Origin of the sequence: Streptomyces sp. NPDC037389 (genome assembly GCF_040636475.1) — a bacterium.
GTDB lineage: Bacteria > Actinomycetota > Actinomycetes > Streptomycetales > Streptomycetaceae > Streptomyces > Streptomyces hesseae.
Genome location: NZ_JBEZUS010000013.1, coordinates 105,824 through 131,495, shown reverse-complemented (window position 1 = coordinate 131,495; position 25,672 = coordinate 105,824). Strand labels below are relative to the sequence as shown.

28 protein-coding genes are annotated in these 25,672 nt (G+C 71.1%); 21 read left to right on the top strand and 7 right to left on the bottom strand.

The window, feature by feature from the left end:
• A partial coding sequence (locus tag AB0E98_RS26665) for an aldo/keto reductase (protein ID WP_361707208.1) occupies positions 1-1,141 on the bottom strand: 1,141 nt, incomplete at its 3' end.
• 127 nt (positions 1,142-1,268) lie between these two features.
• Here AB0E98_RS26665 and AB0E98_RS26660 point away from each other — a divergent pair.
• Positions 1,269-2,108 carry a helix-turn-helix transcriptional regulator gene (locus tag AB0E98_RS26660; RefSeq protein ID WP_361707207.1) on the top strand — a complete coding sequence of 280 codons (840 nt, stop codon included), beginning with the start codon at positions 1,269-1,271 and terminating at the stop codon, positions 2,106-2,108.
• Positions 2,109-2,564: 456 nt separating this feature from the next.
• Positions 2,565-3,038, top strand: coding sequence for a hypothetical protein (locus tag AB0E98_RS26655; protein WP_361707206.1), 474 nt, complete (start codon positions 2,565-2,567; stop codon positions 3,036-3,038).
• Positions 3,039-3,123: 85 nt separating this feature from the next.
• Here AB0E98_RS26655 and AB0E98_RS26650 read toward each other — a convergent pair whose 3' ends face one another.
• From AB0E98_RS26650 to AB0E98_RS26630, 5 genes are all read right to left on the bottom strand, one after another.
• Complete coding sequence (locus AB0E98_RS26650; protein ID WP_361707203.1) at positions 3,124-3,348, bottom strand: transposase; 225 nt, start codon at positions 3,346-3,348, stop codon at positions 3,124-3,126.
• 317 nt (positions 3,349-3,665) lie between these two features.
• On the bottom strand, positions 3,666-4,739 hold the full coding sequence (locus AB0E98_RS26645) for a hypothetical protein (RefSeq protein ID WP_361707201.1): 1,074 nt from the start codon (positions 4,737-4,739) through the stop codon (positions 3,666-3,668).
• 412 nt (positions 4,740-5,151) lie between these two features.
• Positions 5,152-5,793 (bottom strand): hypothetical protein, encoded by a 642-nt coding sequence (locus AB0E98_RS26640; protein WP_361707199.1) that lies wholly within the window; start codon positions 5,791-5,793, stop codon positions 5,152-5,154.
• A gap of 517 nt (positions 5,794-6,310) precedes the next feature.
• On the bottom strand, positions 6,311-7,015 hold the full coding sequence (locus AB0E98_RS26635) for a haloacid dehalogenase-like hydrolase (protein ID WP_361707196.1): 705 nt from the start codon (positions 7,013-7,015) through the stop codon (positions 6,311-6,313).
• Positions 7,012-8,505 (bottom strand): helix-turn-helix transcriptional regulator, encoded by a 1,494-nt coding sequence (locus AB0E98_RS26630; RefSeq protein ID WP_361707193.1) that lies wholly within the window; start codon positions 8,503-8,505, stop codon positions 7,012-7,014. Before AB0E98_RS26630 ends, AB0E98_RS26635 begins: the two co-directional genes overlap by 4 nt.
• 250 nt (positions 8,506-8,755) lie before the next feature.
• On the opposite strand from AB0E98_RS26630, the gene AB0E98_RS26625 reads away from it, so the two are divergent.
• The 9 genes from AB0E98_RS26625 (at position 8,756) to AB0E98_RS26585 (ending at position 15,589) form a co-directional block, all read left to right on the top strand.
• A complete protein-coding gene (locus tag AB0E98_RS26625) occupies positions 8,756-9,232 on the top strand; it encodes a roadblock/LC7 domain-containing protein (protein ID WP_361707191.1) in 477 nt (158 codons plus the stop codon).
• A gap of 79 nt (positions 9,233-9,311) precedes the next feature.
• Positions 9,312-10,004 (top strand): HAD family hydrolase, encoded by a 693-nt coding sequence (locus AB0E98_RS26620; protein ID WP_361707188.1) that lies wholly within the window; start codon positions 9,312-9,314, stop codon positions 10,002-10,004.
• Between the two features lie 148 nt (positions 10,005-10,152).
• Entirely contained in the window at positions 10,153-10,551 is a 399-nt protein-coding gene (locus AB0E98_RS26615) for an ATP-binding protein (protein ID WP_361707186.1), read from the top strand.
• A complete protein-coding gene (locus AB0E98_RS26610; RefSeq protein ID WP_361707184.1) occupies positions 10,548-11,318 on the top strand; it encodes a TauD/TfdA family dioxygenase in 771 nt (256 codons plus the stop codon). Before AB0E98_RS26615 ends, AB0E98_RS26610 begins: the two co-directional genes overlap by 4 nt.
• A gap of 318 nt (positions 11,319-11,636) precedes the next feature.
• A complete protein-coding gene (locus AB0E98_RS26605; RefSeq protein ID WP_361707182.1) occupies positions 11,637-12,428 on the top strand; it encodes an SAM-dependent methyltransferase in 792 nt (263 codons plus the stop codon).
• The gene (locus AB0E98_RS26600; protein ID WP_361707180.1) at positions 12,425-13,360 is read left to right on the top strand and encodes a glycosyltransferase; all 936 of its coding nucleotides are present in this window, start codon (positions 12,425-12,427) and stop codon (positions 13,358-13,360) included. The genes AB0E98_RS26605 and AB0E98_RS26600 overlap by 4 nt, the downstream gene beginning before the upstream one ends.
• A 68-nt stretch (positions 13,361-13,428) precedes the next feature.
• Positions 13,429-14,016 (top strand): DUF6624 domain-containing protein, encoded by a 588-nt coding sequence (locus tag AB0E98_RS26595; protein ID WP_361707178.1) that lies wholly within the window; start codon positions 13,429-13,431, stop codon positions 14,014-14,016.
• A 17-nt stretch (positions 14,017-14,033) separates the two neighbouring features.
• Positions 14,034-14,936 (top strand): hydroxymethylbilane synthase, encoded by a 903-nt coding sequence (gene hemC, locus AB0E98_RS26590; RefSeq protein ID WP_361707175.1) that lies wholly within the window; start codon positions 14,034-14,036, stop codon positions 14,934-14,936.
• A gap of 62 nt (positions 14,937-14,998) precedes the next feature.
• The gene (locus AB0E98_RS26585) at positions 14,999-15,589 is read left to right on the top strand and encodes a hypothetical protein (RefSeq protein ID WP_361707173.1); all 591 of its coding nucleotides are present in this window, start codon (positions 14,999-15,001) and stop codon (positions 15,587-15,589) included.
• Between the two features lie 488 nt (positions 15,590-16,077).
• On the opposite strand, the gene AB0E98_RS26580 is transcribed toward AB0E98_RS26585, so the two are convergent.
• Complete coding sequence (locus tag AB0E98_RS26580; RefSeq protein ID WP_361707170.1) at positions 16,078-17,394, bottom strand: helix-turn-helix transcriptional regulator; 1,317 nt, start codon at positions 17,392-17,394, stop codon at positions 16,078-16,080.
• A gap of 380 nt (positions 17,395-17,774) precedes the next feature.
• Between AB0E98_RS26580 and AB0E98_RS26575 the strand changes: the two genes are divergently transcribed.
• The 10 genes from AB0E98_RS26575 to AB0E98_RS26530 form a co-directional block, all read left to right on the top strand.
• On the top strand, positions 17,775-18,461 hold the full coding sequence (locus AB0E98_RS26575; protein ID WP_361707168.1) for a 6-carboxytetrahydropterin synthase: 687 nt from the start codon (positions 17,775-17,777) through the stop codon (positions 18,459-18,461).
• On the top strand, positions 18,458-19,183 hold the full coding sequence (locus AB0E98_RS26570; RefSeq protein ID WP_361707165.1) for a 7-carboxy-7-deazaguanine synthase QueE: 726 nt from the start codon (positions 18,458-18,460) through the stop codon (positions 19,181-19,183). The genes AB0E98_RS26575 and AB0E98_RS26570 overlap by 4 nt, the downstream gene beginning before the upstream one ends.
• 63 nt (positions 19,184-19,246) lie before the next feature.
• Positions 19,247-19,891: a GTP cyclohydrolase I gene (locus AB0E98_RS26565; RefSeq protein ID WP_361707162.1), complete on the top strand. Its 645-nt coding sequence runs from the start codon at positions 19,247-19,249 to the stop codon at positions 19,889-19,891.
• Between the two features lie 10 nt (positions 19,892-19,901).
• The gene (locus AB0E98_RS26560) at positions 19,902-20,465 is read left to right on the top strand and encodes a phosphoribosyltransferase family protein (RefSeq protein WP_361707159.1); all 564 of its coding nucleotides are present in this window, start codon (positions 19,902-19,904) and stop codon (positions 20,463-20,465) included.
• On the top strand, positions 20,455-21,273 hold the full coding sequence (locus AB0E98_RS26555; RefSeq protein WP_361707158.1) for a class I SAM-dependent methyltransferase: 819 nt from the start codon (positions 20,455-20,457) through the stop codon (positions 21,271-21,273). The genes AB0E98_RS26560 and AB0E98_RS26555 overlap by 11 nt, the downstream gene beginning before the upstream one ends.
• Positions 21,270-21,995 carry a thymidylate kinase gene (locus AB0E98_RS26550; RefSeq protein ID WP_361707155.1) on the top strand — a complete coding sequence of 242 codons (726 nt, stop codon included), beginning with the start codon at positions 21,270-21,272 and terminating at the stop codon, positions 21,993-21,995. The genes AB0E98_RS26555 and AB0E98_RS26550 overlap by 4 nt, the downstream gene beginning before the upstream one ends.
• Positions 21,985-23,019, top strand: coding sequence for a radical SAM protein (locus AB0E98_RS26545; RefSeq protein WP_361707152.1), 1,035 nt, complete (start codon positions 21,985-21,987; stop codon positions 23,017-23,019). Before AB0E98_RS26550 ends, AB0E98_RS26545 begins: the two co-directional genes overlap by 11 nt.
• Positions 23,016-24,128, top strand: a complete 1,113-nt coding sequence (locus AB0E98_RS26540) for a DegT/DnrJ/EryC1/StrS family aminotransferase (protein ID WP_361707149.1) — start codon at positions 23,016-23,018, stop codon at positions 24,126-24,128. Before AB0E98_RS26545 ends, AB0E98_RS26540 begins: the two co-directional genes overlap by 4 nt.
• A 73-nt stretch (positions 24,129-24,201) precedes the next feature.
• Positions 24,202-24,972 (top strand): thymidylate kinase, encoded by a 771-nt coding sequence (locus AB0E98_RS26535; protein ID WP_361707147.1) that lies wholly within the window; start codon positions 24,202-24,204, stop codon positions 24,970-24,972.
• 62 nt (positions 24,973-25,034) lie between these two features.
• Positions 25,035-25,672: HAD family phosphatase (locus AB0E98_RS26530; protein ID WP_361707144.1), on the top strand; the 638-nt coding region annotated here is incomplete at its 3' end.

Below are 25,672 nucleotides of genomic sequence, written 5' to 3'. Positions count from 1 at the left end.
CGTCGGCGTTCGCCCCCCGGCGGGGGCGCCCCCGTCGCGTACCCCGACGGCGGCCCCCGCGGCAGCGGGCGGGGCGTCCGGGGCGGGTCTCGATCCGTAGGTCGCCGGTGGTCACCCGGCGGATGGGCTCGCTCGCCAGCAGCTCGTGCGGCTGGCCGAGGTCGATCGCGCCCGCCGCGTCGAGCCGGGCCAGCTGGGTGCCCGTCAGCTCGACCGTCAGAGCGCCCAGGTTGTCCTCCAACTGGGCGGGGGTGCGGGCGCCGAGCAGCGTGCTCGTCACGCCCGGCTTCCGTAGCGTCCAGGCCAGCGCCACCTGGGCCGGGGTGTGCCCCAGCTCCCCGGCCAACTCCCGGACCACTCCGGCCACGCCGAGGCTTCGTTCGGTGAGGGTGCCCAGGGCGAGGTTGTGGCTCCGACGGGTGCTCCCGTCGGGGCCGGCGCCCGTCGCGCCCACGTCCTGCCGACCGTACTTGCCGCTGAGCACCCCGCCGCCGAGCGGCGAGTACGGGACCACGCCCAGGCCCAGTTCCCGGGCCATCGGGATCAGGTCGCGCTCCGCGGTGCGTTCGATCAGGCTGTACTCGAGCTGCAGCGCGACCAGCGGCGACCAGCCGCGCAGGTCGGCGATCGCCTGCATCCGGGACACCTGCCAGGCCGGGGTGTTGGAGATCGCCACGTACAGCACCTTGCCCTGCCGGACCAGGTCGTCCAGGCCGCGCAGCACCTCCTCGACCGGCGTCCGGAAGTCCCAGACGTGCAGGTACAGCAGGTCGAGGTAGTCGGTGGCCAGCCGCCGCAGGCTGCCCTCCACCGAGCCGAACAGCGCCTTGCGGTGCCCGCCCCCGGAGTTCGGGTCGCCGGGGCGGCGCAGCGTCGAGTACTTGGTCGCCAGCACAAGGCGTTCGCGCTTCTCACGGGCGAACTCGCCGAGCAGGCGCTCGGAGCTGCCGTCGGTGTAGGTGTCGGCGGTGTCGAGGAGGTTGCCGCCGAGCCCGACGTAGCGGTCGAACAGCTTGCGGGCCTCGGCCCGTTCGGCGCCCCAGCCCCATTCGGTGCCGAAGGTCGCGGTGCCCAGGGCCAGCGGTGAAACCCGCAGTCCCGAGCGGCCCAGCAGCCGGTAGTCGTCCAATGCCAGTGCCATCAGGTCCTCCTGTGCTCGCGTGTGCTCGCGTTCCGTTGCCGGGACCGAGTCTGCGGCGGTGGCCGTCCCCGGATAAGGGAGGGAACTTCCTGGGAAGGCCGGTCCTACCCTGGCGGTTGGACCGGTCATGACGACACGAACCGTGGACACCACCGAGGAACTGGCCGCCTTCCTGCGCAGCAGGCGCGAACGGTTGGACCCGGAGCGGCTGGGCCTGCCCGCGCACCGGCGGGCCCGGCGGACGCCCGGACTGCGCCGCGAGGAGGTCGCGGAGCTGGCCGGGGTCAGCACCGACTACGTGGTCCGGCTGGAGCAGGGCCGGGGGCTGCGGCCCTCCGCGGAGGTGCTGGCGGCGCTGGCCCTGGCTCTGCGGCTGGCGCCCGGCGAACGCGACTACCTCTTCGACCTGGCCGGACGCCGCCGCCCCGGCAGCACCGGCGGCGGGGCAGCCGCCGGCCCGGCGCCGTCGCTGGCCCGCCTGGTCGACGACCTCTCCCCGCTGCCCGCCGTACTGATGGACCACCGCTACGACCTGCTGGCATGGAACCCCGAAATGGCCCGGCTGCTACCGGACTTCGACGCCGTGCCGCCGGAGCGGCGCAATGCCATGTGGCTCTGCCTGCTGCACCCGCCGATGCGCGGCTTCTACGCCGACCGAGAGTCCGTGCTGCGCGACGGTGTCGCCCATCTGCGCGCGGCCTGGGCCGCCCACCCGCAGGACCGGGCACTGGCCGGCCTGGTCGCCGAATTCATCGCACAGGACGAGGATTTCGCGCGCCTGTGGGCCGAGCGGGAGGTCCGCGTGAACGGCCGCGGCCGCAAGCTGCTGCGGCACCCGGCTGTCGGGGCGATCGCCGTCGATTTCGAGGTCCTGCTCCCGCTGGAGGACCCGGAGCTGCGGCTGCTGGTCTACCGCGCCGCGGACCAGGAGAGCCTCGCATCCCTGGACCGGCTGTGCGCGCGGTGACGGTCGCCCGGGACTCTGGCCACCCGGCGCTTCAGCGAACAGCCGGCGACAGGGAGAACGGGCACCCGTACATCGGCGTCAGGTGTCAAGATGGCAACGACCGCCGAGCTCAGGTGACGGTTCGCGCGGATCCGCACCAGCCTCGGCCCGGCAGGACCCGCTCCACCAGAACGTCTGCACAGCTCGCGCGTTCCAGACGCCCAGCGGGCCAGGTTCCTCCTGAAGGTCCTGCGACGACTCGGCTCGCAGCCCACCCCCGAATTCCGCAGAAGCCAGGTGCACTGAGATTCCCACGCCGAGCGTTCTCACTCGACATGGCAACCCCGCAGCTCAGCACAGCATGCCCTGGCCGGCCTCTGGGGAGAACGGAGCCTGTGCGGCCGCGCACCCGGTGCTACTAAGGTTTTCGGCTCGGGGTGATGACGGTGCTTGCGGTGGGTGCGTGAGAATTAGTCCGTGATCTACGACGACGACCGCCTGCGGGGCATTCTGCGAGAGCTGGACGACCCGCAGGCCATCGATTCCCCGGGCGGCGACGCGAGACAGGCGGCTTCCTGCCTGTTCGAGGGGCTCGTCCGGCTGCTCGAAGAGCGGTTCCAGTGCTTCTGCGAAGTCGATCGTGGAGTGCAGGATGCCTCCTTCCACGGCGCTGTCGTGCTGCCCTCCGCGGCTACGCGGAGCGGGGAACAGGTGATCGTCCGCCTCAGCAACTTCGGCTCCTTGATCACGGCGGGCGCCGGCGGCCTCGCACGGGATGGCGCCCAGGCCGTCGAACGGCTGCATGAGGAGGATCGGGACCAGATCGCAGCCGTCTCGGCCGAACTCGGCTGCATCTACGTCCCCGGGCACGTGCTGAGAGAGCGGTACGACGGGGGGAACCTGGAGGACTGGCAGACCATGTGGTGGCACCGCTACTTCGACTACATGTGAACCACTTCGGCCGGGCAACCGTGTCCCCGCAGACACGGTGCGGCAGATGCCACGGAAGTCCTTTCAGCGCTGGCGGTTGCGGGAATCAGTCCGCTCTGGACAATGAATCCGTCGAACAGGCGGGCTGGTATTGCATCCGTTTCAGGCGGGCGCGGGCCAGTGCGGCGAGTTCGTCGAGCGTGCACGGGACGAGGTTGCCCAGGCTGTGCTTCAGGCGCGCCCACACGCCTTCGGCGGGATTGAGGCCGGGCGTGTACGAGGGGAAACCAAAGACGGTCAGCCAGGTGCCGGCGGCGATCAGCTCGAGCATGATGCCATCGACGTGGTGGGTGAAGTCGGTCCGGGGCGCGGTTCCGGTCTCGTCGACCGGTCCGTAGCGACCCCCGGCGGAGACTGCCGGGGGTCGCAGTGAAGCACCGTGGTCGGCTGAAGCCGACCGGCAGGCACACGGTGTCAACGCTCGGGCGATCATGTGCATCACGACCCGCCTGGGCGCCGGGCCCATGTTTCCACGAGGTGCCCTGCTCGGATGACTGGGGCGAGGTGGCCAGCCGACCGGCTGCCGCTCCCCCACGACTCACGCCATGCGTATTCCGGCTGGGCTTCCCGCCACTACTGGCGTCGCCGCTACGTTCGCGGGCGCTCCCCTGTCCGGTGCTCAGGTCGTGGTTTGTCGGGCCAGGTTGCCCATCGTAGGCCGGCGGCGGCTTCTTTCGGCAGTAGGCCGGCGGCGATGAGCGCGGCTCTGCCTGCTTGTGCACCGGCGATGCGGTATCCGAGTTCCGAGGAGTCCACTTCGTGAAAGGTGCCGTCCGTGATCAGAACGCTGGCAACGATTCCGTCCAGACCTTCCAGCAGGCCCTCGCGAAGAGCGGGCAGGTACTCAGAGGGCAGCTTGCTCGAAGCCAGGGTGTTGAGAAGCTCCAGCTCTTTGACACCGGCACCGGGCGGTTCGAAGTCCGCGACGATATGCGCGTAGGGCCCGCAGGCACCCACATTCATTTTCACTCGGACGCACACACCGGAGACCGGGAGGGGCAGTCGGGTCATGGCCCCACCGTAAGAAAGTCCTGCAGGGTTGACCAGCTGATTACCGATCTGGACAGTGGTGAGCAAGGCAGGCCGCCGCGGTTGCTGTGGTGGCGGCGCCTGAATTGCGACTACGTCAGTAGAGCGCGTAGGACCGCTCGTCGGCAGGGCGAAGGTCAGCCCGTTCTCGTCGAGGGCGTTGAAGACGGTCACACGGCTCGCGGTACGGGACGCGGCTGCCCGGGCCCGATGAACGTGGCTGGTGGGGATTTCACGGTTGGCCGGGGTCGTTTTCATGAGGTCGCGGTGCAGCAGGCGGATCATCTGCTCCAGACGCAGGTTGATGTGGCGGCGGCGCTGGTTGCGGATATCCGAGAGCGTGTGGACGCTTGTGCCGAGCTGCCGGGCCAGGTAGGTGGCGGGCCAGCCGCGTTGCGCAAGCTGCTGGATACGCACTGCCGCGTCGGCAGCCGGCGTCCGGCCGGGCACGCGAGGGCCTGTCCGCGCACTGGGAACGGCTATGCCGAGCAGCGCCTCTTCCGTGGGACGGAGAATCCTGCGCGGCCGTCGTTCCTCCTCCGGCCGCAGGAGCCTGCGGACGAGTGTGTCGGCGACGCCGGAGCATGCCGCGATGTCGCCGGCGGACATACCGGCCTCGCGCAGCAGGGTCACGTGAGCAGCCGCCGGCGCGGAGCCGACGTGGGACGGTCGGCCTGCAGCCCGTTCGCCCTCACGGCGGGAGCGGGCTCTGCGGGCGGCGCGCAGACACTCGGCACGCCGGCATCCGTAGTCAGCGCAGGAAGGACTGCCGTGGCGCACGCGGCTCCGCGCCGGGCGCCGGCTGGATGCACCGGCGTCTGCGATGAGTGCTGATGTGGGTTCAATCATGATGGTCTACTCAAGTATGTCCATGCCTTGATGGGATGGCAGGGCAGCCGTCGCCTGTCAGAGGTTGACCGTGTGAAGGAAGTGCGCGGCCGCCGTCGCGTTCACGGTGCCGGTCGCGTGGCCCATCCGGCGTTCCGTTGCGACTGTGGACCATGCAACCCGCCTGCCAGCCGGGTATTTGATCAGGGCCCTCGGACTACCGCTTCGGCGGTACAGCTGGTGCGGGCAGGTCCAAAGCGCGTGCAAGGGCTGTGATGACCAAGGTGGCGTGGTCAGGGAGGTGCTGTGCTGCCCAGCCGGTAGCCAGATGGAGGAAGTCGGCCAGGTCGCGCTCCACCGCGCCGAGCAGACGGCGCAACTCGGGGAGGGGGAGTGTGATCACCGGGCTGTTGTCCTGTTCGGCGTCGACGGTCAGTCGGGCTGTGTCGCCGAGGCGTTCGGCGAGCGGAGAGGGGTCGTGCCCGAAGGAGGCCCAGCCGTCGCCGTCAAGGACCTCAAGCCAGTCGCGCCACTCTTCCAGTCCGTTGCAGCAGCCGGGCAGGAGGGTGGTACCGGTGGCGGTGTCGGTGACCCGCAGGCCGCCGGCCGCGAAGAGGTCGTCCATGGTGAGCAGTCCGTGCAGGAAGGATCCGAGCGGGTCGGCGGGCCGCGGCGGGCGGTCGTCGTCCTCGGCATCGGTGTTGTTGCAGTCGGCGATGCGCATGACCGCCGTGCCGACTTCAGCCGAGTGGAGCGCACCGCTGAGTGGCAGGAAGCCGTACGGCTCGAACTCGGCGACCGGCCAGAGGGCGAAGCCGTCGGGGGTGCAGATCTCCAGAACAGGTTGCAAAACGATCACCTGACGAGTGTGCCTCAGACCTCGTTCGCACTGCCGCCCTATTGGCTGGGCCGACGGCGGTGCGGGGGCTTTGCGGCCGGTCCGGGCCCGGAAGATCACGGCGGGGTGCCTGTGGATCGGCACCCCCGCGTAGGACTCGCCGGGCACCTGCTCGGCGTGCGTGGCCGGGATGTCGCAGACGACGTCGGCCGGCTCGGCGACATCGCCGCCGTTCAGCCGACCTCATACCGGGCCAGCCCGACGCGGGAGATCAGAGCCGCACGTGTGCGCTGCAGACGGAGGAGTTGCCACTCCAGGAGTCTGATCTGCGCTTTTGCCTCTTCGAGGTCTCGGCGGGCCCTGCCAGCCTCTGCGTGGACGGCAGCCATCAGTGTGGCGAGCTCGGGATCAGCCTGGCTTGGTGTCCCGCCCTTGGCGCCGCCGGTGGGTGTACCGACTCGCCGGGGGCCGGCCGCCGCGGCAGCCATGCCCCGCCCGAGCTCCTTCCTCGCCCGCCAACCGACAGGTTGTGGGGCGTTCAAGGCCCCCCGCATTCGATCAGCCGGAGGAGCTGGCCTACATCGGTCAGGTCGGGAATGACGTGATCGGCTCCCTCGCGTTCCAGGTGTTCGGCGGAGGTCGTCCCGGATGCGACGCCGATGACTCTGGCGCCTCCCTCGATCCCTGTGCGGACGTCTTGGAGGGAGTCCCCGATGATGACGGTGTTCTGGCGCGTGAACATGTTTGCGTATGCCGCTGCAGCGCGGTGTTGTGCGAGGGGCACCAGTGCCGGCCGGTGCGGATCGTCGGAGCCGTATCCTCCGACCGTCAGGTCGATGTGGCGTGCGAGGCCGAGTGCCTCCAGTTTGATGCGTGCGCTGTCCCGGAGGTTGCCGGTGACCACCGTCGGAATGAGATGGGGGGCGTTGCGGACTGCTTGGAGCGCGGCCGCCGCGCCGGGCATCAGGCGTCCGTCTGTGCGTAGTTTCTCCCGGTAGTGGTTGAGCTTCATGGGCATTTTCTCGAGGAATCGCGCGACGAGGCGGTCTCGTTCATCGGCGGGTATGCCGTTGGCGGAGAGGAGTTCGCGGACGGCGAGCGGCATCGTGACTCCGGTGCCCCTTTGCGGCAGTGCCTGCGGCGGCCAGCCGATGATTTCCTCGAAGACCTCGCGGTAGACGAGCCGGTCGGTGTCGCCGACGTAGAGGAGGGTTCGGTCGATGTCCCAGAGCACCAGGATCATGAGGTTGCGCGTTCCGTCATGACGGTCCGGCCGCGTTCCAGGAGGGCGCGGGCCGGGGGCGTTGATGCGAAGCGTTGGGCTTCGTGGAGCATGGAGTGCAGGTGTTCGTCCAGGCGGGCGGATCGGATCCCGCTCACCAGAGTGAGGACTTCGTGTCCGGTGGCGCATCCGGTGTCGGCGTCGCCGGCGTGCATGTGTGCCATTGCCGCGCGGGAGAGGAACTGGGCGCGGGTTCGGATGTCGTCCCGGTTGAGGGTTCCGCGGGCGGCGCCGAAGGCTTCGGCCGCTTCGACGGGGCGGCCGAGCTCCAGGTAGCAGCTGCCGGTCTGTCCGAGGATCTCGCCTTCGTTGATCCAGTAGAGCCAGTGCGGGTCGTGTTCGCCGGGGCCCTGGGTGCGTAGCGTCTCCGCTTGGTCGAGGGCGGCGAGGGCGTTGCGTTCGTCGCGCAGGCGGGCGTATCCCCGGGCTTGGCGTGTCAGGAGCATGGCGTGCAGTGTGGGGGAGTCCTGGCCGCTGATGTTGGTGCGTGCGGTTCGGGCGGCGGTGATCGCGTCGCGGGGGTTTCCGGTGGAGTAGCTGTGGATGGCCAGGAAGGACAGGGCGGCGGCGGTGAGGCGGGGGTCGCCTGAGGCGTGGGCCGCTCGCAGGGCTCCCAGGAAGAGGCGCTGGGCTGCCGCGTGTGCTCCGCTGTCGAAGGTGTACCAGCCGGTCTGGGCGGCTGTGTCCGCGGTGACCGCTGCGAGTCGGCGGCCTGTCGCGTCGTCGTAGGTGCCGCGTTTCATCAGTCCGAGCAGGACCTTCAGGTGCCTCATGGCGGTGCCGGCGAGGGTTCCGCTTCCGCTGCTGGCGTCCGTCTGCCGGAGGGCGTTGGTCGTGGCCTGGAGGGAGTCCAGGAGCGGGGTGGTCACCGGTGTTCCGTCGGCGGGGGCCGAGGCGATGGCCTCAGCGGGGGCAATGGCCGATTGCAGGACGTATTGGGTGAGTGCGGCCCCGCCCAGAGCGGCCAGCACACTGCGGCGTTTCATGGCACCTCCGACAGCCAGTTCCAGTGACGTCACCATACGGTCCGGTGTCCACGGCAGCACGGGGTCAAGGGCGCCCGACGGCGGCGCCAATTCCGGTCCGGTGAAGGGGGTGAGGAGCACGGGGCGAAGGTCCGCCGGCAGGCCGAGCCCGTTGAGGAGATCGACGATGGCATCGCGGCCTCCGAGGTTCTTCCGGCCGTTCTCCAGGTCGGAGATGAACGACTGGGTCAGGCCCGTCAGGGAGCGCACGGTCATCTGCGAGACACCCGACCGGAGGCGCACGAGCCGTAGGAGCTCACCGAAATCCCAGGCTGCCAGGGCCCGGAGGACCTGGTCGTCGCGCCAGGCCCTGTCCGGGATACCGGGCGTGGCAGGCGTGCGGAAGCAGGAGGCGCACAAGGAGTCGGGGTTGTACTGGCTCAGCGCGTTCCCGCACTGACCACATGTGCGACCCGACGATTTCATGGCAGCACCCGCCCCTACGGCTGTGGACCCCAACTGTCTGATACCCAGAGCCTATTCGCAATCCCATATCGCTGTAGCGATATCGCCGCAGCGATCCATCGAGACCAACGCGGCCTCCAGACTCTTGCCCCATCCGCGGGATGCCGCATCGGGTGCCTCGGTTCGCCGCCGCGCGCAGCGCACGACCAGCGCCTTCTTCGCGGGGATTGGCGCCCTCCCCGCCGCCCAGTCGCAAGGACGAGGTTCCGTTATGAACAGCTTCGCCATGGTTCAGGATCGTCTGGACCTCTGCATGCAGTCCGTGGCCGGTCTCCAGGGTGTGCTCGTGGCGACCCTGGACGGTTTCCTGTGTTGTGAGAGCGGCTTCGCGTCGCCGTCCGCCGACCTCGACGCACACGATCACAAGGCGCGGTCCGCGGCTGCGGACCATCGGGCGGCCGCGGTGAGTGTTCTGGCCGCTGCGGCGTCGCAGGTGGCCCAGCGCCACGGTGCTGCTGAAGCCGGCCGCATCTGTATCGAGACCGAGCGCGGGTACGTCCTGGTCTGCAAGGCCGACGAGCAGCACGTGGTCGAGCTGTATGCCAGCCGCAAGGCCTATCTCGAAGACCTCGGGTTCACGTTGACCTCCCTGGCGGGGCAGGTCAGGGAGGCCCTGGCGAGTGAGCACCCGGGAGCCGTACCCGAGGCGAAGGGCAGCGGCTCGCCGCGCCAGCGCGCTTCCGGCTGAGCAGCGAGGGTCCTGCCCATGCGGCGGGCCGCCCCCGCCGCTCCCCCAGACACTCCCACCCGCGCCCTGGAGCCGCCGCATGCCCGCTCTCAGCAAGATCGTCTTGTTCGATCTCGACGACACGTTGACCTGTCACCGCGCTGCCTTCGCCCAGTGGGCGCAGGGCTTCGCCCAGGAGTCGGGCGTGCCTGTGCGCTGGCTTGTGGAGGCCGAGGAGCGGTGGGCGGGGCGGCGGGCCGCCTTCTTCGACGAGGTGCAGCGCACCTTCGGCATCGACCGGTCCGTGCTCAGCATGCAAGCGGCCTACCGTCGCCGCACCGCCGAGCTTGTCCCGTTCCGGCCCGAGGTGTGCGATGCCCTGGACCGGCTCGTCGGGGAGGGCTGGCTCATGGGGCTGGTGACCAACGGGGAGGCCGTCGCCCAGCGGACCAAGCTGCACCAGGCCCGGCTGACCCGGTTCTTCCCCAGAGGGGTGGTGATTTCCTCCGAGATCGGGCTTCGCAAGCCGGATCCCGCTCTCTTCCGTCTCGCGCTCGACGACCTCGGTGCCCGGGACGTCACGGCCTACGTCGTCGGGGATGACCTCCACGCTGACGTTCATGGTGCGCTCGCGGCCCGGCTCATCCCGGTGTGGGTCTCCCACGGCCGCCGGCTCGGCCCCGAGGATCCCCAGCCGGCCCACGTCGCGGAAGGCGTCGTGGACGCGATCGAGTGGCTGCGCACGACGGCCGCCCGGAACCTGCTGGCCACGGCGGCGCAGGCCCTCGCCTAGTGGCCTTTCACGCAGCTGATCCCCCTGTCTCAAACCCTTGACAGCATCGGACCGACAGAGCGAGATGATCATGGGAATCGCAGTCAGACAGACCGCTCCGAAGACTGTCTCCCCCGTGGAGCGGCCGCGGCTCGCTGTCCGTCACCGAGTGGCCATTGGGGTGGCACCGCACGAGCGAGCCGTCGCCGGCGCCCGGCACACGCTGAGAGAGACCCTGGCCAGCTGGGGCAACGGCAGTGAAGACGACATCGGGTCAGCGGAGCTGGTCGCCAGTGAGCTGCTGACCAACGCGCTGCGCCACGCATCCCGGCATGACATCGCGCTGACCGCTTCGGAGGCTGCCGGCGCCCTCCTCATCGAGGTCGAGGACGGAGGGAGCCCGGTCTCCGCGCCCGCCGTGCGGCGGGTCGTGGCGGACGACGCCGTCTGCGGCCGGGGCCTGTTCATCGTCAACGCGGTGGCCGACATGTGGTCCTGGCGCGAATTACCCCACGGGGGCAGGGGCACGTGGGCCCTGCTGTCCTGGCCCGGCGAGGCAGCCCAGTGAACGCCCCCTCGGAACCCCTCTCCCCCGGCGACCTGTTCGCCCAGTACGAAGCCGACCTTCAGCAGTCGCGGGCCACCGGGCTCATCACCGACCAGTTGCGGAAGTCGGGGCTGGTGACCCTGAGCGGGCTCACGTCCCCGCAGGGCATCACCTCATTAGCGGACCGGGTGATGCACTGGGCCGCCTACGAAGGCGCGGGACCGTCGGGTTTGCACGAGGTGCGGGATACCGGTGAGCACGCGCACCTGGCCGGCCAGGCCGAGCTGACCCGCGCGGCCGTCGATGTCCACACCCGTCGTGCCGATCACGTCGCACCGCCCCGGCTGGTCCTTATGGTCTGTATCGATCCGGGGCACGCGGGCGGGGAGACCGTGCTGGTCGATGGCAAAGCCCTCTTCGCCGACCTGTGCCGACACCGGCCCGATACCGCCCGCGCATTTCTGGATCAGCAGGCGGCCCTCTTCGGCCGTCACGAAGCTGCCCTCTTCGCCCAGGCCGGATATCGCCACTACGCGTTACGGCTGTGCCAGGACGGGACGGTGCGCTGGAATGCCCCCGCCCAGCCGTACCTGCCGGTGCTGCGCGGCGCCCTGCGTCGGCACCAGCAGATTCTCGCGCTCCGGCACGGCCAGGGTGTCCTGGTCGACAACGCCCGGTGGGCGACCGGGCGGTGTGCGTTCACCGGGCCGCGGCTGTTCCTGCGGGCCGAGGGCGCAGCCCGCTTCCGTCTGCCCCGGGGTTTCTTCTCCGAGGCGGTGCCGACATGACCGCGACCAGCCACGACCACGACAGGCCTGAGCCGTACGGACACGGGCTGTGCGAAAACGTATCGCCGGGCTACGGCCTCCGGCCCGTGCGCGGGCCTCCTGCCCCCGCCGTCCACGCGCTGCCTCCGCCGTGCCCGCGCTCCCGACGAGCGCGCACGCCTCGCTGCCTGGAAGACCCAAGTCCCGCCCGTCCGGGGAGCGGGGCCCGAACCACCGGCGCAGCCCCCTTCCCCCCCGGCCCGATCCGGAGACGCCACCGTGACCGACCCCCTGACCACCCCACCCCCCTCTGCGCCCGGGCCCGAGAACGCCTCCGTCGTGCGATCCGTTCTGAGCCCGCTTCTCGAGGCCGACGGTGCGGCGAGCCCGGCTCGCGTCCACGACTTCCTGCTGGGCGGCCATCACCACCTGTCCGCCGACCGGGAAATGGCCGATCTCCTGCTGTTGGCGGACCCACGGGCTCGCACGGCGGCGCAGATCGATCACCGGCACCGCGAGCTGGCCCTGACCTATCTGGCTGCCCAGCACGGGATCCGCCAGGTCCTCGTCATCGGCTGCGGCTACCCGCGACGACCGTATGTTCACCAGGTCGTCGGCCGCTACGGGCCGCCCCGCGTCGTGTACGCGGACACCGACCTCGTCGCGCTCGAGCACGCCCGCGCGGCCGGGCGTGTTCCCGCGCCCGGCCGGGTCGGGTTTGTTCGCGCGGGCGTGGCCGAGCCTGCCGCTCTGGCCGGGGTCCAGGCCCGTGAGGTGCTGGACTTCACCAGGCCAGTCGCGGTCCTGCTGCACCACACCCTGCACCTGACACCGGACCCCACCACCCCTCTCACCGCACTCAAGGCCATGCTGGCCGGCGGGAGCGCGCTGTCGATCACGCACCCCACCGGCGACCTCCACCCCCGGCACGTGACGGCCGCGGCGGCCGCCACCGCTGCCGGGATGCCCGTGCGGCTGCGCACCCGGCAGGAGGTGGAGGCGTTCTGCGAGGGATGGCACTTGAGCAAGGGCGGGGTGATGCCGACCGCGAGCTGGGGCCACGGCCGCAGGAGCGCCCCGGGCAGCGGTGTGTCCTCCGCCGCCTACGCCGTCATCGCCTTCAAGCCATGAACGGGGAGACGGCGGTGCCGCCGCTGGTCAGCGTCGTGGTCGCCGTGCGGGAGGACGCCTCCCATCTGCTCCGTCTGCTCAAGGCGCTGATGGCCCAGGATTACCGGGGGCTGATCGAGCTCGTCGCGGTGGACACCCACGGCAAGCCGGCGCTCGAGCAGCTCGGCCTGGCCGGGTCGCGGCTTGCGGTTCGTGTGGTGCACGAGCCGGACGCGGGGCTGTCGCGGGCCCGCAACGTCGGAATCGGCGTGGCCACCGGGGAAGTCGTTCTGATCACCGACCCGGACGCCCGGCCGTCCGCGGGCTGGGTCCGCGCGATGGTGACCGCGCTGACGCACGGGGGCGCGGACCTGGTCTGCGGCCAGGTGACGGTCACCGACGCCGAGCTGCCGGGGACCCGGCTGCCCAAGGCGCTGCTCGATCTGGCCGGCTCCACGCGCTGGCCGTCGGTGCCCGAGGAGGTGGAACGGCCGTGGGAGGCCGCGGGCTGCAACCTCGGATTCCGCAAGAGCATCACTCCCTTGCAGTTCGACGAGGCCCACGCCGGCGCCGACCGGCGCCACCATCGGTGCGGGGCACCCGAACTCGCCACCCGCCTATGGGCGAAGAACGGCTTCGTGCAAGCGGTGCCCGACGCGGTCGTCCACCGGGACGCCAAGCCCACCGGCCTCACCCTGCGGACCGTGCTGGCGCGGGCCTGGTGGCGCGGGCGACTGCTCGCCCGGCTCGCCCACCACTACCCCCAGGCCCGCCTACCCGGCCGCCTGTACCGGCTGCCGGACGGCGACCCGGTGCGGTGGCTCTTCACCCGCGCCGGGCGTCTGGCGGGGACGGCCTGCCTGGCCGGCAGCGCGGGCCGCCAGTTCGAGCGCCTACGCCTGACCGCCGCTCCCTGCCGACCACGCCAGACGGCGGTGGCCGCTCATCGCTGACCCGGTGCCCTGTCCACCCCGCCATGTCCCGTTCCGTGACAAGGTCCTGATAGGAAGAAGCCGCTCTTGTGCCGTCCCGTTTCCGCTCCTGGCCCTGCCCGCGCCTGGACATTCTGTCCACGCTCTGTCGTCTGCACAGCGAAGGGCTCGCCGCCCGCACCCTGACCGGCACTGTCCCCACCGAGCACGAAATCCGCGAACTCCTGCGCTTCGAGCAGCGCAGCGCCCGCGAGCTTCAGCAGGTCTTCGCCGCCCACGGCTGGCCCGGGCTGCGCCTGGTGGGCGAGGTCGGTACCGAGGCGGCGTGGTGGATCGTGATGATGTGCGACCGGCACATCGTCCTCCAGCGTGACGCGCAGGCCCTGCTGACGGACGCCGTCCAGGCCGGCGACGCCCCGGCCCGGCACACGGCCTACCTGCGTGACCGGCTGCTGATGCACGAAGGACGCGAGCCACAGATCTACGGCACCCAGTGGGTGCTGCACGACGACGGCCAGGTCAGCCTCTACCCCGTCACCGACCCGTCCGGGCTGTCCGAGCGACGGCGCGCCGTCGGCCTTCCCGGCCCCGGCGCGGAGAGCGATATACGGCTGCTCTCTTTCACCCGACGACCGCGCCCCGGCGCTCAGCCCTGGCCCTCCGTGCCCCGCCCATGAACCCCCGGGAGAGCCACGTGCCTACACGCATTCGTATCGGCGCGCATGATAAGCCGCTGGCCCTGGCCAAGGCCGAGCGCGTCCGGGCCGCCCTGGAAAGACTGCGCCCGCCGGTGACCGCCACAGTCATCCCCGTCCCCGTCATGGCCCGCGCGCGCCGGAGGGGGACGTCCGCTGTCGAACAGGCCCTCCTGGAGGGGCGCTGCGACGTGGCCGTGCGGCACGCCAAGGACATACCCGCCACTCCCCTGATCCGTAGGGGAACGGTGGTCGGCGCCTATCCGCGCCGCGGGGACATCCGTGACGCGCTCGTGCACCCCGGTGGTCTGCCTCTCGACGACCTCGCCCGCAGCACCGTCATCGGTACGAGTTCGGTACGGCGCGCCGCGTACCTGGCCGGCAGCCACCCGCACCTGAAAGTGATGCCCCTCCTGGGGACCGTCGAGCAGCGCCTTCAAGCACTGGAGGCCGGCGAGGTCGACGCCCTGGTCCTCTCCTCCCACGCCCTGGACCTGCTCGGCCAGGAGCACCGGATCAGCGAGGTGCTGCCCGTGGAGCGCCTGTGTCCTCCTCTGGGAGCCGCCGCGACCGCACTGCAGTGCCGCAACGACGACGAAACCACGATCGAGATCGTCGGGCGACTCGATGACACCCGCACCCGCCTGGAGATCGAAGCCGAACGAGTGCTGCGGTGCGTCCTGCTGGCAGCAGGGCACGCGCCGGCAGCCGGATACTGCACCACCCGGACCGACGGGCAGCTGTCCCTGCGCGGCGTCATCTTCCAACCGGACGGCAGCCGATTCGCCACCTCTCACCAGCACGGGAAGAACCCGCTGGGAGTCGGCACCGCCGTCGGCCTCACCCTGCTCTCCAGCCCAGTCCACCACCTGATCGCCGACCGCGAAGCCCACCACCAGTAGCCGGCCACTGCCCCACCCGCCTCTCTCCGGCCCATGGCTCCACCGAACGAAAGAGGTCCCACGTGCCCACTCAATCCGCTCCACTTCGCACCAACGGCACCGGCGTCGGTGACGTCTTCGCGTCCCTGTACGGCCAGGTGTCCAACGTTGAGCTGGAGGAGTTGCGTACCGCCACGGTGCTCAAGCCCATTCAGCGCGCCGCGCTCACACTGATCTCTCTCGGGCACACGCACCGCGGGGCCTCGACGCTCTTGGGCGGAAGGCGGCACGCGGTGCAAAACGTCCTGGACGGAGCTGACAAGATCATGGAGTCGGGAGGGCGTACGCCCGCGCTGCTGCACGCCGTCTACCGGTATCCCGACTACCCGCTGCCCCTGCCACGAGGCACGAAGGCCGAACAGCCCCCGGTCCTCGACGAGGAGGAGCGCGCGGTCCTCGCCGCCCACGCCACCGGCGGCACGCTGCTCGAGCTGGCCGAGACTCTCCGCTGCCCCGCCCGCCACCTGACAGCCGTCAATAAACGGCTGCTCGACAAGCTCGCAGCACGTAATGCGGCCCACTGTGTCCGGCGCGCCTGGGAGCTCGCGATCTACACGCGCCACAACTGCCCGGCCGCCCCGGCAGTCGTGCCTGTGGATCTCGGCCGGCCATGAGCTCGGCGTCGCCCACCGCGCTGGCGGCCAGTAGCCCCGCAGGATGCGGGGGCTGCATCGCACTTGTCGGCTACTGGCGAGCCCGCCCTCATTCCCCCGACCGCCGCGCGGGTCGAGGGACCGTTCGACGCAGGTCCGTGCGGCCAGACCGGCAGCCCGAAGGTTTCCCCGGGCTCTTCGACGACGATGCGGTCGTCAGGGGCAGGAAGCGGCCGTGGCGCGCGACCCCGGCCATCTGGTTCCCCGGCTCTCAGCAGGCATCTCGCGCCTGCTCCACTTCCCAGGAGTCTCTCGCGGCCCTGCGGGTACGGCGCGCCGAGGCCGGGCGGTTGAAGGGGGCCGTTCACGGTCGGCCAGGTCTCGGTGATTTGACGCCGCGCGGCAGCGACTCGGCGGGAACGGCTGGGTGTCCTGTGCGTTCGGCAGGCGCTGGCACTGGCTGGTGCTTCCAGGAAGGCTCCTGTCTCGGGCGCGAGGTGCTGGGCTGGTCAGACCGCGGCCTTGGCCAGCAGTTGAGGAACGCCTTGCACCTGCGCATGGGCCTCGAAGCGCGGCAGGAGACCCCGCACGAGTTCCACGCATCTGGGGGCACCGATGCGTTGTGCCAGGTCCAGGGATTTGATCGCCGCGGCGGCGGCGAGGTCGGGCTCGCCGAGGTCAAGGTGACTTTGGGCTTGGTAGGCGAGGAAGACCCCGCGGGTTTTGTCGCGACTTGGCGGCAGGAGGGCCTGGCCTTCCCGGATGAGCTGGTGTGCACGGCGGTGCTCGCCCAGGTCGAGGAGGCTCTGCCCGGAGTCGACGGCGAGGTCGGCCTCCGACATCCAGGAGCACCAGGCCGGCATGGGCTCGCCCGAGGCTCGGCCGAGAAGGTGTTCGGCTGCCCCCAGGGCTCGCAGGGTCGCCCGCCGCTCGCCTTGCGCGGCCAGGGCGCGAGCCAGGCGCAGCTGGAGCAGCGACTGGGCTGCCGGGTGGTGGGCGCGGGTGAGAGCGCGTTCCAGGATGTGGGCGGCTGTCCGTGGATCGTTGCGCCAGGATGCCTGGTAGGCGAGGTCGCCGAGGAGGTTGGCTCCCATGTCGCGGTCTCCGCTGGCGTGGGCGCTGTGGAGTCCGGCGATCCAGAACTGGCTGGCTTTGCTGTGCAGGCCGTGGTCGAAGCGGTGCCATGCGATGGTCTGGGACAGGCTGGCGGCCAAGGCGTGCAGGCGAAGGCCGAGCGGCCGCGAGTAGCGCCCGTCGGCGATGAGGTCCGTCACGGTCGTCAGGAGGGCGTCCAGCAAGGGCGCGGTGTGCTGGCGGTCCCTTGTGGCGAGTGTGGTCAGCTGTGCGCTGGTCTCCTCGAGCAGCACGAGGAGCTCCTGCCCGATTATTTTGCCGTGGGCATGCTCGGTGGCTTGTGCCCAGGTGTCGGTGGTCGCCCAGGAACTGGCCAGGGTCATCAGGGCGGTTCCGGAGATGGCGGTCACAATGGTGCGGCGGGATTGGTCCATGGTTGCTCTCAGCGCCTCTCGCAGTGCTGGCACAGTGCTGTGGGGGCCGAGCGGAATCACGCCGACGTCGGGCAGCCAGCTGGGCCAGGTGTTCGGAGCGACGTCCCGGGCCGGGATGCCGAGGGCCTCGGCGATGTAGAGCTGGGAGTCTTCGTCGGGGGTGACGCCGCCGACTTCCCATTTGCGGACGCGTTGCTTGTCCACGCCCGACCGCACGCCGTGGCGTTCGGCTGCGGCACGGATCTCGCGGGCGAGGCCGACGCCGGTCATCCCGCGGGCCGCCCGTGCCAGTGCCAGGGGGTGGGTGTTCTCAGCCACTCCGCCATCCAATCAGCAGTGCGTGTGCTGAGCGTAGCCGTGATCCAGCCGGGACCACCGCCGGGACTACCACCAACTCCTGTCGGGGCACTGACAGTTGCGCGATACTCGATCGTTCCAGCGACGTCGTGCGCTGTCGGCGGTCTGCCGGGAGCTCGGCGCCGGGCCCTGCACGGTCTGCACCCATTCGGCTTCCGATATCCAGAGAGGTGCACGATGGTTCGACAGCCCCTCTACCGTCCAGCAGCTCCGCCTCGACGCCCGGTTCCCTTGGATGTACCGGGCGCCGGGGTGAGGCGGCACCGTGTGCCGTGCTGGCAGGTTGCCTCTGCTTGCCCGGTCATCCAGCCGGTCGGTGCCGCCGTGCCCGAGGGGGACCGATGAGCGGTACGTACACCATCGGCAAGCGGGTCCGATTCGATGCTGCCCGGACGGTCGCCGGCGTGGACTCCAGCGACTCTCTCACCGCGGAAATCGTCCTGACGGCGCGCGAGCTGACCGAGACGGGCTTCGTCTGTGACTTCGGTGAGCTCGCCGGGCTTCAGGAGCACATCGACGCGGTCCTCGACCACCGCGACCTCGATACTGTCCTGCCCGACGCAAGCGACGACGCAATCGCGGACTACCTCCATCACTGGGCATCGGGCAACCTGCCCAGCTCAGCCCGCGCGCGCCTCAGTGGCGTGCGGATTCTCACCGGCCGCTGCGCCACGCCGCTCGCGCCGCGGGCCGTGGGCTTTCGGGCCCGGCACTGGCTACGCGGTCTGCCGGCCGGACACAAGTGCGCACGTCAGCACGGGCACGCCTACCTCGTCACCGTGCCGGACCGGTCCGGCACGCTGCTGCCGGTTCCCGGCGATCTGCGGGCCTATGTGATGTCCGCCTTCCACCAGAAAGCGCTCAATGACGTGGTCGGTGTGAACCCGACCTCCGAGCTTCTCGCCGCGCACCTGACCGGGTGGCTGGCCGAGCACGGAGTGCGGGACCTGTCAGGGCGGCCCCTCGCCATCCGGGTGTCGGAGACGGAGAGCACCTGGGCCGAATTCGAGCCGGGAGCGCCGGTATGACGGCCACGTCACGGCCACCAGCTGGCGCGTCGGGGCGCGGTGTGCTGCTTTGCGAAGTGTTCGGCCCCACCATTCAGGGCGAGGGTCCTTCGGCCGGGCAGGTCGCGTCGTTCCTGCGCACGGGTGGCTGCAATCTCGCCTGCAACTCTTGCGACACGCCGTACTCGTGGGACTGGTCCCGTTTCTCCCGGTCCGAGCAGACGCGCCGCGCGCCCGCCCTGGACGTCGCCGCCGAGATCCTCCGGCATGACGGGAAGCTGGTGATCATCACTGGTGGCGAGCCGATGATGCAACAGGCCCGGCTCGCACCGGCGGCTGCCCTTCTGACTGCGGCGGGGCGGCGTATCGAGGTCGAGACCAACGGCACCATCACGCCCGTCGATGCCTTCGACGAGCACGTCGCGCTCTACGTCGTCTCACCGAAGCTGGCTCACATGGGTATGCCGGAGCGGCGCCGGATACGGCCTGAGGTCCTCGCCGCGTTCCAGGCCACCGGCCGGGCGGTGTTCAAGTTCGTCCTCGATGGTCCGCAGGACGTAGACGAACTCGCCGCCTTGCAGGAGCGGTATGGCCTGGATCCGGTGTGGGTCATGCCGCAGGCCACCACTGCGGCGGCTGTCACGAGCGGGATGCGCGCGCTTGCCGACGCCGCGATCGAGCGAGGCTGGAACGTCAGTCCCCGGTTGCACGTGCTGCTCTGGGGGGACGAGCGCGGCCGCTGACCGCATCCACCGCTGGCTCTCTCCCTTTCCTTCTCTCCTTTCCTCGGAAGCGAGGAGAAACTCATGACGAGTACCGTCACCGCCAGCCCCAAGGCCGCCGAGAGGAGCGCGGTACCCGAGCCCGATCCGCCCGCTGCGCGCATTGACACCGGTAGGGTCGCCGGCCTGATCGCCCAGCTCCTGGTCGAGCTGGGCGAGGACCCCGATCGCGAGGGCCTGGCTGGCACTCCTCAGCGGGTCGCCGGCTGGTGGGACGCTTTCTTGTCCCCCGATGGCGCCGCGACCGCGACGTGCTTCACCGAGTCGCATCTAAGCGGCCAGTTGGTCGTGGTGGGCGGCATGAGCGTGTGGTCGCTGTGCGAGCACCATCTGCTGCCCATGAACCTCCAGGTCTCCGCCGGATACGTGCCTGTGGGCGAGGTCGTGGGCTTGTCGAAGTTCGGCCGTATCGCACAGCGGCACGCCGGCCGCCTTCAGGTCCAGGAGCGGTTCACCCGGCAGGTCGCCGAAGAGATCGCCGGCGTGATCGGCAGCGACAACGTGGCCGTAGCCGTCCGCGGCACGCACCTGTGCATGAGCATGCGCGGTGTGCGGATGGAGGCTGCCCGCACCAGCTCGCTACAAGCTGGCGGCCGGTTCGCCAGCGACTCGGTGCTCTCCCAGCAGTTCCTCGCCCTCGCCACCGATCAGTGGAACGCGGTGGCCTGAAGCCGGATCGGTGACAGAACCCAAGGAGGAGGTGGGGAAGATGGTCACGCCGTCGGCGTCATCGACGCCCCCGGGCAAAGACCGGACCGGCCCCCTGCACCTGACGTGGGACGACATCAGCGCCTCAACACAGGCCCTCGCCGGACAGGTGGCGGCCGCGGGGGCGCCGCAGGCCGTGGTGGGCATCGTGCGCGGCGGCCTGATCCCGGCCGTGTGGATCGCTCATCGGCTTGGTGTCCGCGACGTGCGGACCGTCGAGGTCACCCACACCACCAACGACAGCATCAACGCCGCCAAGACCACGCTGCCCACCGCCCGCAACCCCGCCTCACTCGGCGACCTGGCGGGCCTGGACGTGCTGGTCGTCGACGACATCGCCGGCAGCGGCGCAACCCTCGCCCACACGGTGGGCATGCTCCGCGGCCTCGGCACTGCCCGGGTACGCACCGCGGTCCTCACCGTGAACCGGGCCAACTGGGCGCAGGAGGGCGAGCCCCACCGCGTCATCGACTACATCGCCTCGCTGACGGACACCTGGGTCGTTTTCCCTTGGGAGGTACAGCATGAGCGCTGAACGGGACGAGCAGTACCGTACCCGGCCGGGCACACCGATGATCGGCCCGTACAGCACCAACCAGATGGACGACTTCTTCGCCGCCTTAGCCCGCGGCGAGGCGAAGCCGTCGGGCCTGATGAACCTGATGCAGCACCTCATCGCCGCCGAGCGGTGCACGGACGGCGCCAGCGTGCTCGATGTGTGCTGCGGGCGCGGGCTGGCCCTGCCGCTGCTGCACCGGTACGCGCCGAAGATCGGCCGCTACGTCGGCCTCGACATCAGCCCGGACAACCTCTCCGAAGCCCGCACGAGGCTCGCCGGCCTGCGCAAGGAGTACGGATCCCTGTTCCCCGTCGAGTTCGTTGAGTGCGACGTGTCCGGCCCGTGGCCGCAGCTGCCGCCGTTCGACGTCGCCTTGTACACCTCGGCGCTGGAACACCTGCCGTACGAGCTCGGCGTGATGAGCCTGCGCGCTGCAGCGGCCGCGCTGGCCCCTGGGGGGCGGCTATTCCTGTCCACGCCGCAGGCGTTCGGGCCGCCGCCGCGCCCGCTGCAGTACCGGGTCCACGTGTACGAGTGGTCGCGCGAGGAGGTCACCGGCGCGGTCGAGGACGCCGGCCTGGTCGTGGATGACGTGATGGGGCTGCTGCCGCCCGAGCCGGAGGAGGTGGCCGCCGAGCTCGCCGAGCGGTACGGGACCGGCGCGGTCGCCTGGTACCGCGACCTGGCCGCCCGGGTGCCGAAGGCGCTGCTGGACACGGTGTCGTCCGTCGCCGTGCCCGACCGGGCGACCGAGCTGCTGTTCGTGTGCCGGAGGCCGGCATGACCATCACAGTTCCCCGACCCCGCCGCGCTGGGGAGCGCCGCAGGCCGCTGTGGGTGAGCGTGGAGGGCATCAACGGGGTCGGGAAGACCACCGCCGTCCGCGCGACGGCCGCCTCGCTCGGCTCGCGGTGTCTGCGGTTGGACGAGCTGACCGACCAGGCCGCCGACACCCTGCCCGGCCGGGTGATCGCCGCCCTCGCCTCGGACGGGGATGTCTGTCTGCGGACCGGGCACCCGGTCGCGGAGACGCTGGCGCTGCTGGCGCTGAAGTTCCGCGAGGTCGAGCGCCTCACCCCCGAGCGGCTGGACGGCGTCGACGTGATCGTCGAGGACCGCGGCGTGGACAGCGTGGCCGTGTGCCAGGGGGCGATCCTGCACGCCGAGCACCGGGCAACGCCCGCCCGGGCCGTGGCCGAACAGATCCTGGCCACCGCCCGCCGGTGGCGGTCCATGCCGGACGCCACTCTTTTGCTGACCGGCGACCTCGCTGTGTGCACGGCCCGGTTCGCCGCCCGGATCGGCCGCGCCCTCCCGGCGAGCGCCCTGGAGGTGATCGAGCAGACCGACCAGTTGTACCGGGAGCTGGCCGCCGCCGAGCCGGACCGGTTCACCGTGATCGATGTGACCGGCCACGGCCCGGAGGAGACCGGCAAGGCCGTCGAGGCCGGCGTCCGCGCCCTCATGGCGCAGCGGAAGCAGCGGGAGGTGGACCGTGCCTCGTGACATCACTCTTCTGTGGGCCCTGCGCTCCCCCTGCTCGTTCCGCTGCCCGCACTGCTATTTCGGGGAACTGGACGAGCACAAGAAGGCCCTCCCCGAGGGCCTGGGCGTGCTGTCCCACGTCCCTGTCCGTGACCTCGACCGCACCGTCATGGAGGCGTTCGCGCAGACCCTGGCCGGCTCGCCGGTCGAACGGGTCATCCTGGCCGGCGGTGAGCCGCTGGACTGGCTGCCCACCCTCAGCCTCATCAAGACGATCAAGGAAGCCGGGTGCCAGGTCGTCGTCGCGACCAACGGCGTGCCGCTCGCCCGTCCTGGCATCGCCCGGCGGCTCGTCGAGCTCGGCGTCGACGGGGTCTCGGTGTCCCTCGACAGCGCGGACGCGGCCGTCAACGACCGGCTGCGGCCCTCCCGGTCCGGCCGGGTCGGCCACCGCGAGGTCCTGACCGGTATCCGCACCTTGCTGAGCGAGCGCGGCTCCGAGCCCGGCCCCCGGGTCGGCATCTACACCGTGGTCATGCGCGACCGCCCCCAGGAGATCACCGACGCCGCCCGGCTCGCCGCCGACGTGGGCGTCGAATACTACGTCCCGCAGCCCATCTCCCTGCCCCCCGAGCACAAGCTCTTCGCCGAGCGGTGCCATACCGCCGAGGACGTCCCCGCTGTCGCAGACCAGTTGCGCCGCCTCCAGGAGGATCCTCGCGGGCTCGCCCTCCCCGGCCCCGCCTACATGCGGCAGTTCCTCGCCTCGATCGCCACGCAGGACAGCGGCCGGGTCGCGGACTGCTTCGGCGGGGCGCAGCTGTTCTTCATCCAACCCGACGGCTCGCTGTGGGACTGTCCTTCCGACCGGCGGATCGCCGCCACTGCCCCTGCCGAGCAGCGCACCATCGTCGGCGCCGACGCGCGGGTGGTGTTCGCCGGCCGCCCGGCGTGCACGGACTGCTCCCATTTCTCCCGGGACTGCGTGAACATGGGCCCGCTCGTGCTCGGCATGCCCCGCCTCCTCGCCCGGGAGGCGCCGTGACCGGCCTGCCACCGCTCCCCGTGACGGAGGGCCTCGGGGAGGGCATGCTGGCCGCGCTGGCCGGCATGCCCTCCCCTGCGGGCGTCGTGTTCACCAGCCGGTTCGAGCACGACCTCACCACGGTGTTCGCCAGTAGGCATGCGGTCGCGGTGTCCTCCGGAACGACGGCCCTGCACGCCGCACTGGCCGCGGCCGGTGTCGGGCCGGGCGACGAGGTCCTAGTACCGGCCCTCACCGTCGTCATGACCGCCGCACCGGTCGTCCTGCTCGGTGCCACCCCGGTGTTCGTCGACAGCGACCCCGGCACCCTCGACCTGGACTACGCCGACGCCGCCGCCAAGGTCACGCCCCGGACCAAGGCGATCGTCCCGGTGCACCTGTGGGGCCGGATGGGCGACCCAGCCGCCCTGCGCGTGTTCGCCACGGAGCTGGGGCTCACCATCGTCGAGGACGCCGCCCAGGCCGCTGGAACGTCGCGCGCCGGCGTCACGGCCGGTACGGTCGGCGCGGCCGGGTGCTTCAGCATGAAGGACGGCAAGATCCTCTGGAGCGGCGAGGGCGGCTTCGTCCTGACCGGGGACAGCAACCTCGCCGCCCACGCCCGGGCCTTCCGCAGCCACTGGCTGCAGCCCCCGCCCGGCAGCCGCCCCCAGGAACAGGTCGCCCTCAACGGGCGCCTGGCCGAACCGCTCGCGGCGCTCGCCCAGGCCAACCTGCGCAGGTTCCCGGCCCTGCTGGAGCGCCGCCGCGCCCAGACCGCGCACGTGCTCCGCGCTCTGGCCGGCGCCTGCGGCCTCACGCCTCTCCAGCCGGCCCCGGACGAGACGTGGAACCACTACGCCCCGCTCCTGGACATCGGTCTGCCGAATCCCCGGGCGTTCGCCGAGCACCTCGCCCAGCGGGAGGTGCCGAGTTCTACCGGCAGCTTCCATCTGGTGCCGTGCGATGCCCGGCCCATGTTCGCCAGCGGCGGCCGGGCAGTGTGCCGCGGGGCCGCCCAGATCCTGGACCACACCCTCGCTCTCGTCCTCACCGAGCACGACGACGAAAAGGTGCTCGACCACTACGCCTGCGTCATCACCCGGGAGGCCGCCGCATGGCGCACGTGACCGACACCCCAACACCCTCACCGCCCGCCATCTCCGGCCTCCCCACGTCCTCGTCCCCGAACGGATGCCGCCCATGACGATCACACTGGTGCGCCCTCCCTGCACCCGAGGCCCGCTGATCTCCGCCGACGGCCTCAACGGAGTCGGCAAGACGTACCTCACCAACCGCGCGGTCGAAGCCGTCGCCGACCCCCCGCTCATGCTCGATGAGTTCTCCGAGTGGGTTAACGGACGCCCCGGCCTGGGCGGAGCCCTGCTCCGCGCGCTGTACGAGGCCAGTGCGGGGGACCCGTTCCTGCGCGGGGGCACCCCCATGGCCGAGGCCCTGCTCCTGCTGGCCATCAAGCGGCACGACCTGGACACCGTGATCCCCGCGCTGTCCGGCGGGCGCGCCGTCGTCGAGGGGCGCAGCGTGGACACCACCGCGGTGTGCCAGGCGCTGCTGCTGCACCCTGGCAACCCGGATGCCGCCCTCCAGGCGGCGATCGGCCTGCTGGATCTCGCTGCCTCCTACCGGCCGTTGCCGGACCTCACGATCCTCGTCACCGACGACGCCTCGAAGGCCCTTGAGCGCGCGCAGCGGCGTGACCGGTGCGTCTTCTCCGGCGAGCAGGCCGACTTCATGCGTGAGGCGGGCACGCTCTTCGAACGCCTCGCCGCCACCGATCCGGTCCGCTACCGGGTCGTGGACCGGCGCCACGTCGACGAGTACGAGGCCGCCGAGCAGATCCGTTCGTGGATCCAGGGCGCCGACGCCAGCCTGGGCTGCCTGGTGGAGCCGTGGCAGGGCCCGGGCGCGGCGTGCCTGTGCTGCGGCCGCCGCGCCACTGGGGAGACAGCGTGAGCACGGTGGCCCGGCTCCCGCTCTGCTCGTGCGGGCGCCCTGCAGGAAGCCGTGGGCCAGCTATGCCCGCAGGGGTCGAGGCCTTGGTCTTCGACTTCGACGGAACCCTCGCCGACACGACCCGCGGGCACGAGGACGCGCTACGCGCGGCCCTGCAGCCGCACAAGATCGCCCTGGACCCCGACTGGTATAGGCGGCACGTCGGCCTGTCCATCCACGACCTCCTGGCGGAGCTGCCCGGCGGCCGCTCACTGCCCCAGGAGGAGATCATCCAGCGCAGCCGCGCCCATCTGCTGGCCACGGTGCATACGATCGCCCCTATCGCGTGCGGGGTGAAGCTCCTGCGGCGGGCGCGCCGTACCGGGCTGCCCTGCGCCGTGGCGTCGGGCGCCAGTCGGCTGCTCGTCGGCCCGGGACTCGACGCCCTGGGCCTGGAGGACGCGTTCGCGACTGTCGTCGCGCGCGAGGACGTCACGCACGGCAAGCCGGCCCCGGAGCTGTTCCTCACGGCCGCCCGTCGCCTGGGCGTCGCGCCGGGGCGCTGCCTCGCGATCGACGACGCTCCCGACGGCATCGCCTCCGCCCGCACGGCGGGCATGCAGGTGATCACGGTGATCGACGCTCACCTGGTCCCTGTCGACGGCATCGTGGAACCCGTCGCCTCTCCCGCCGGGCCGCACCATGCCGCGCGGCATGGTGC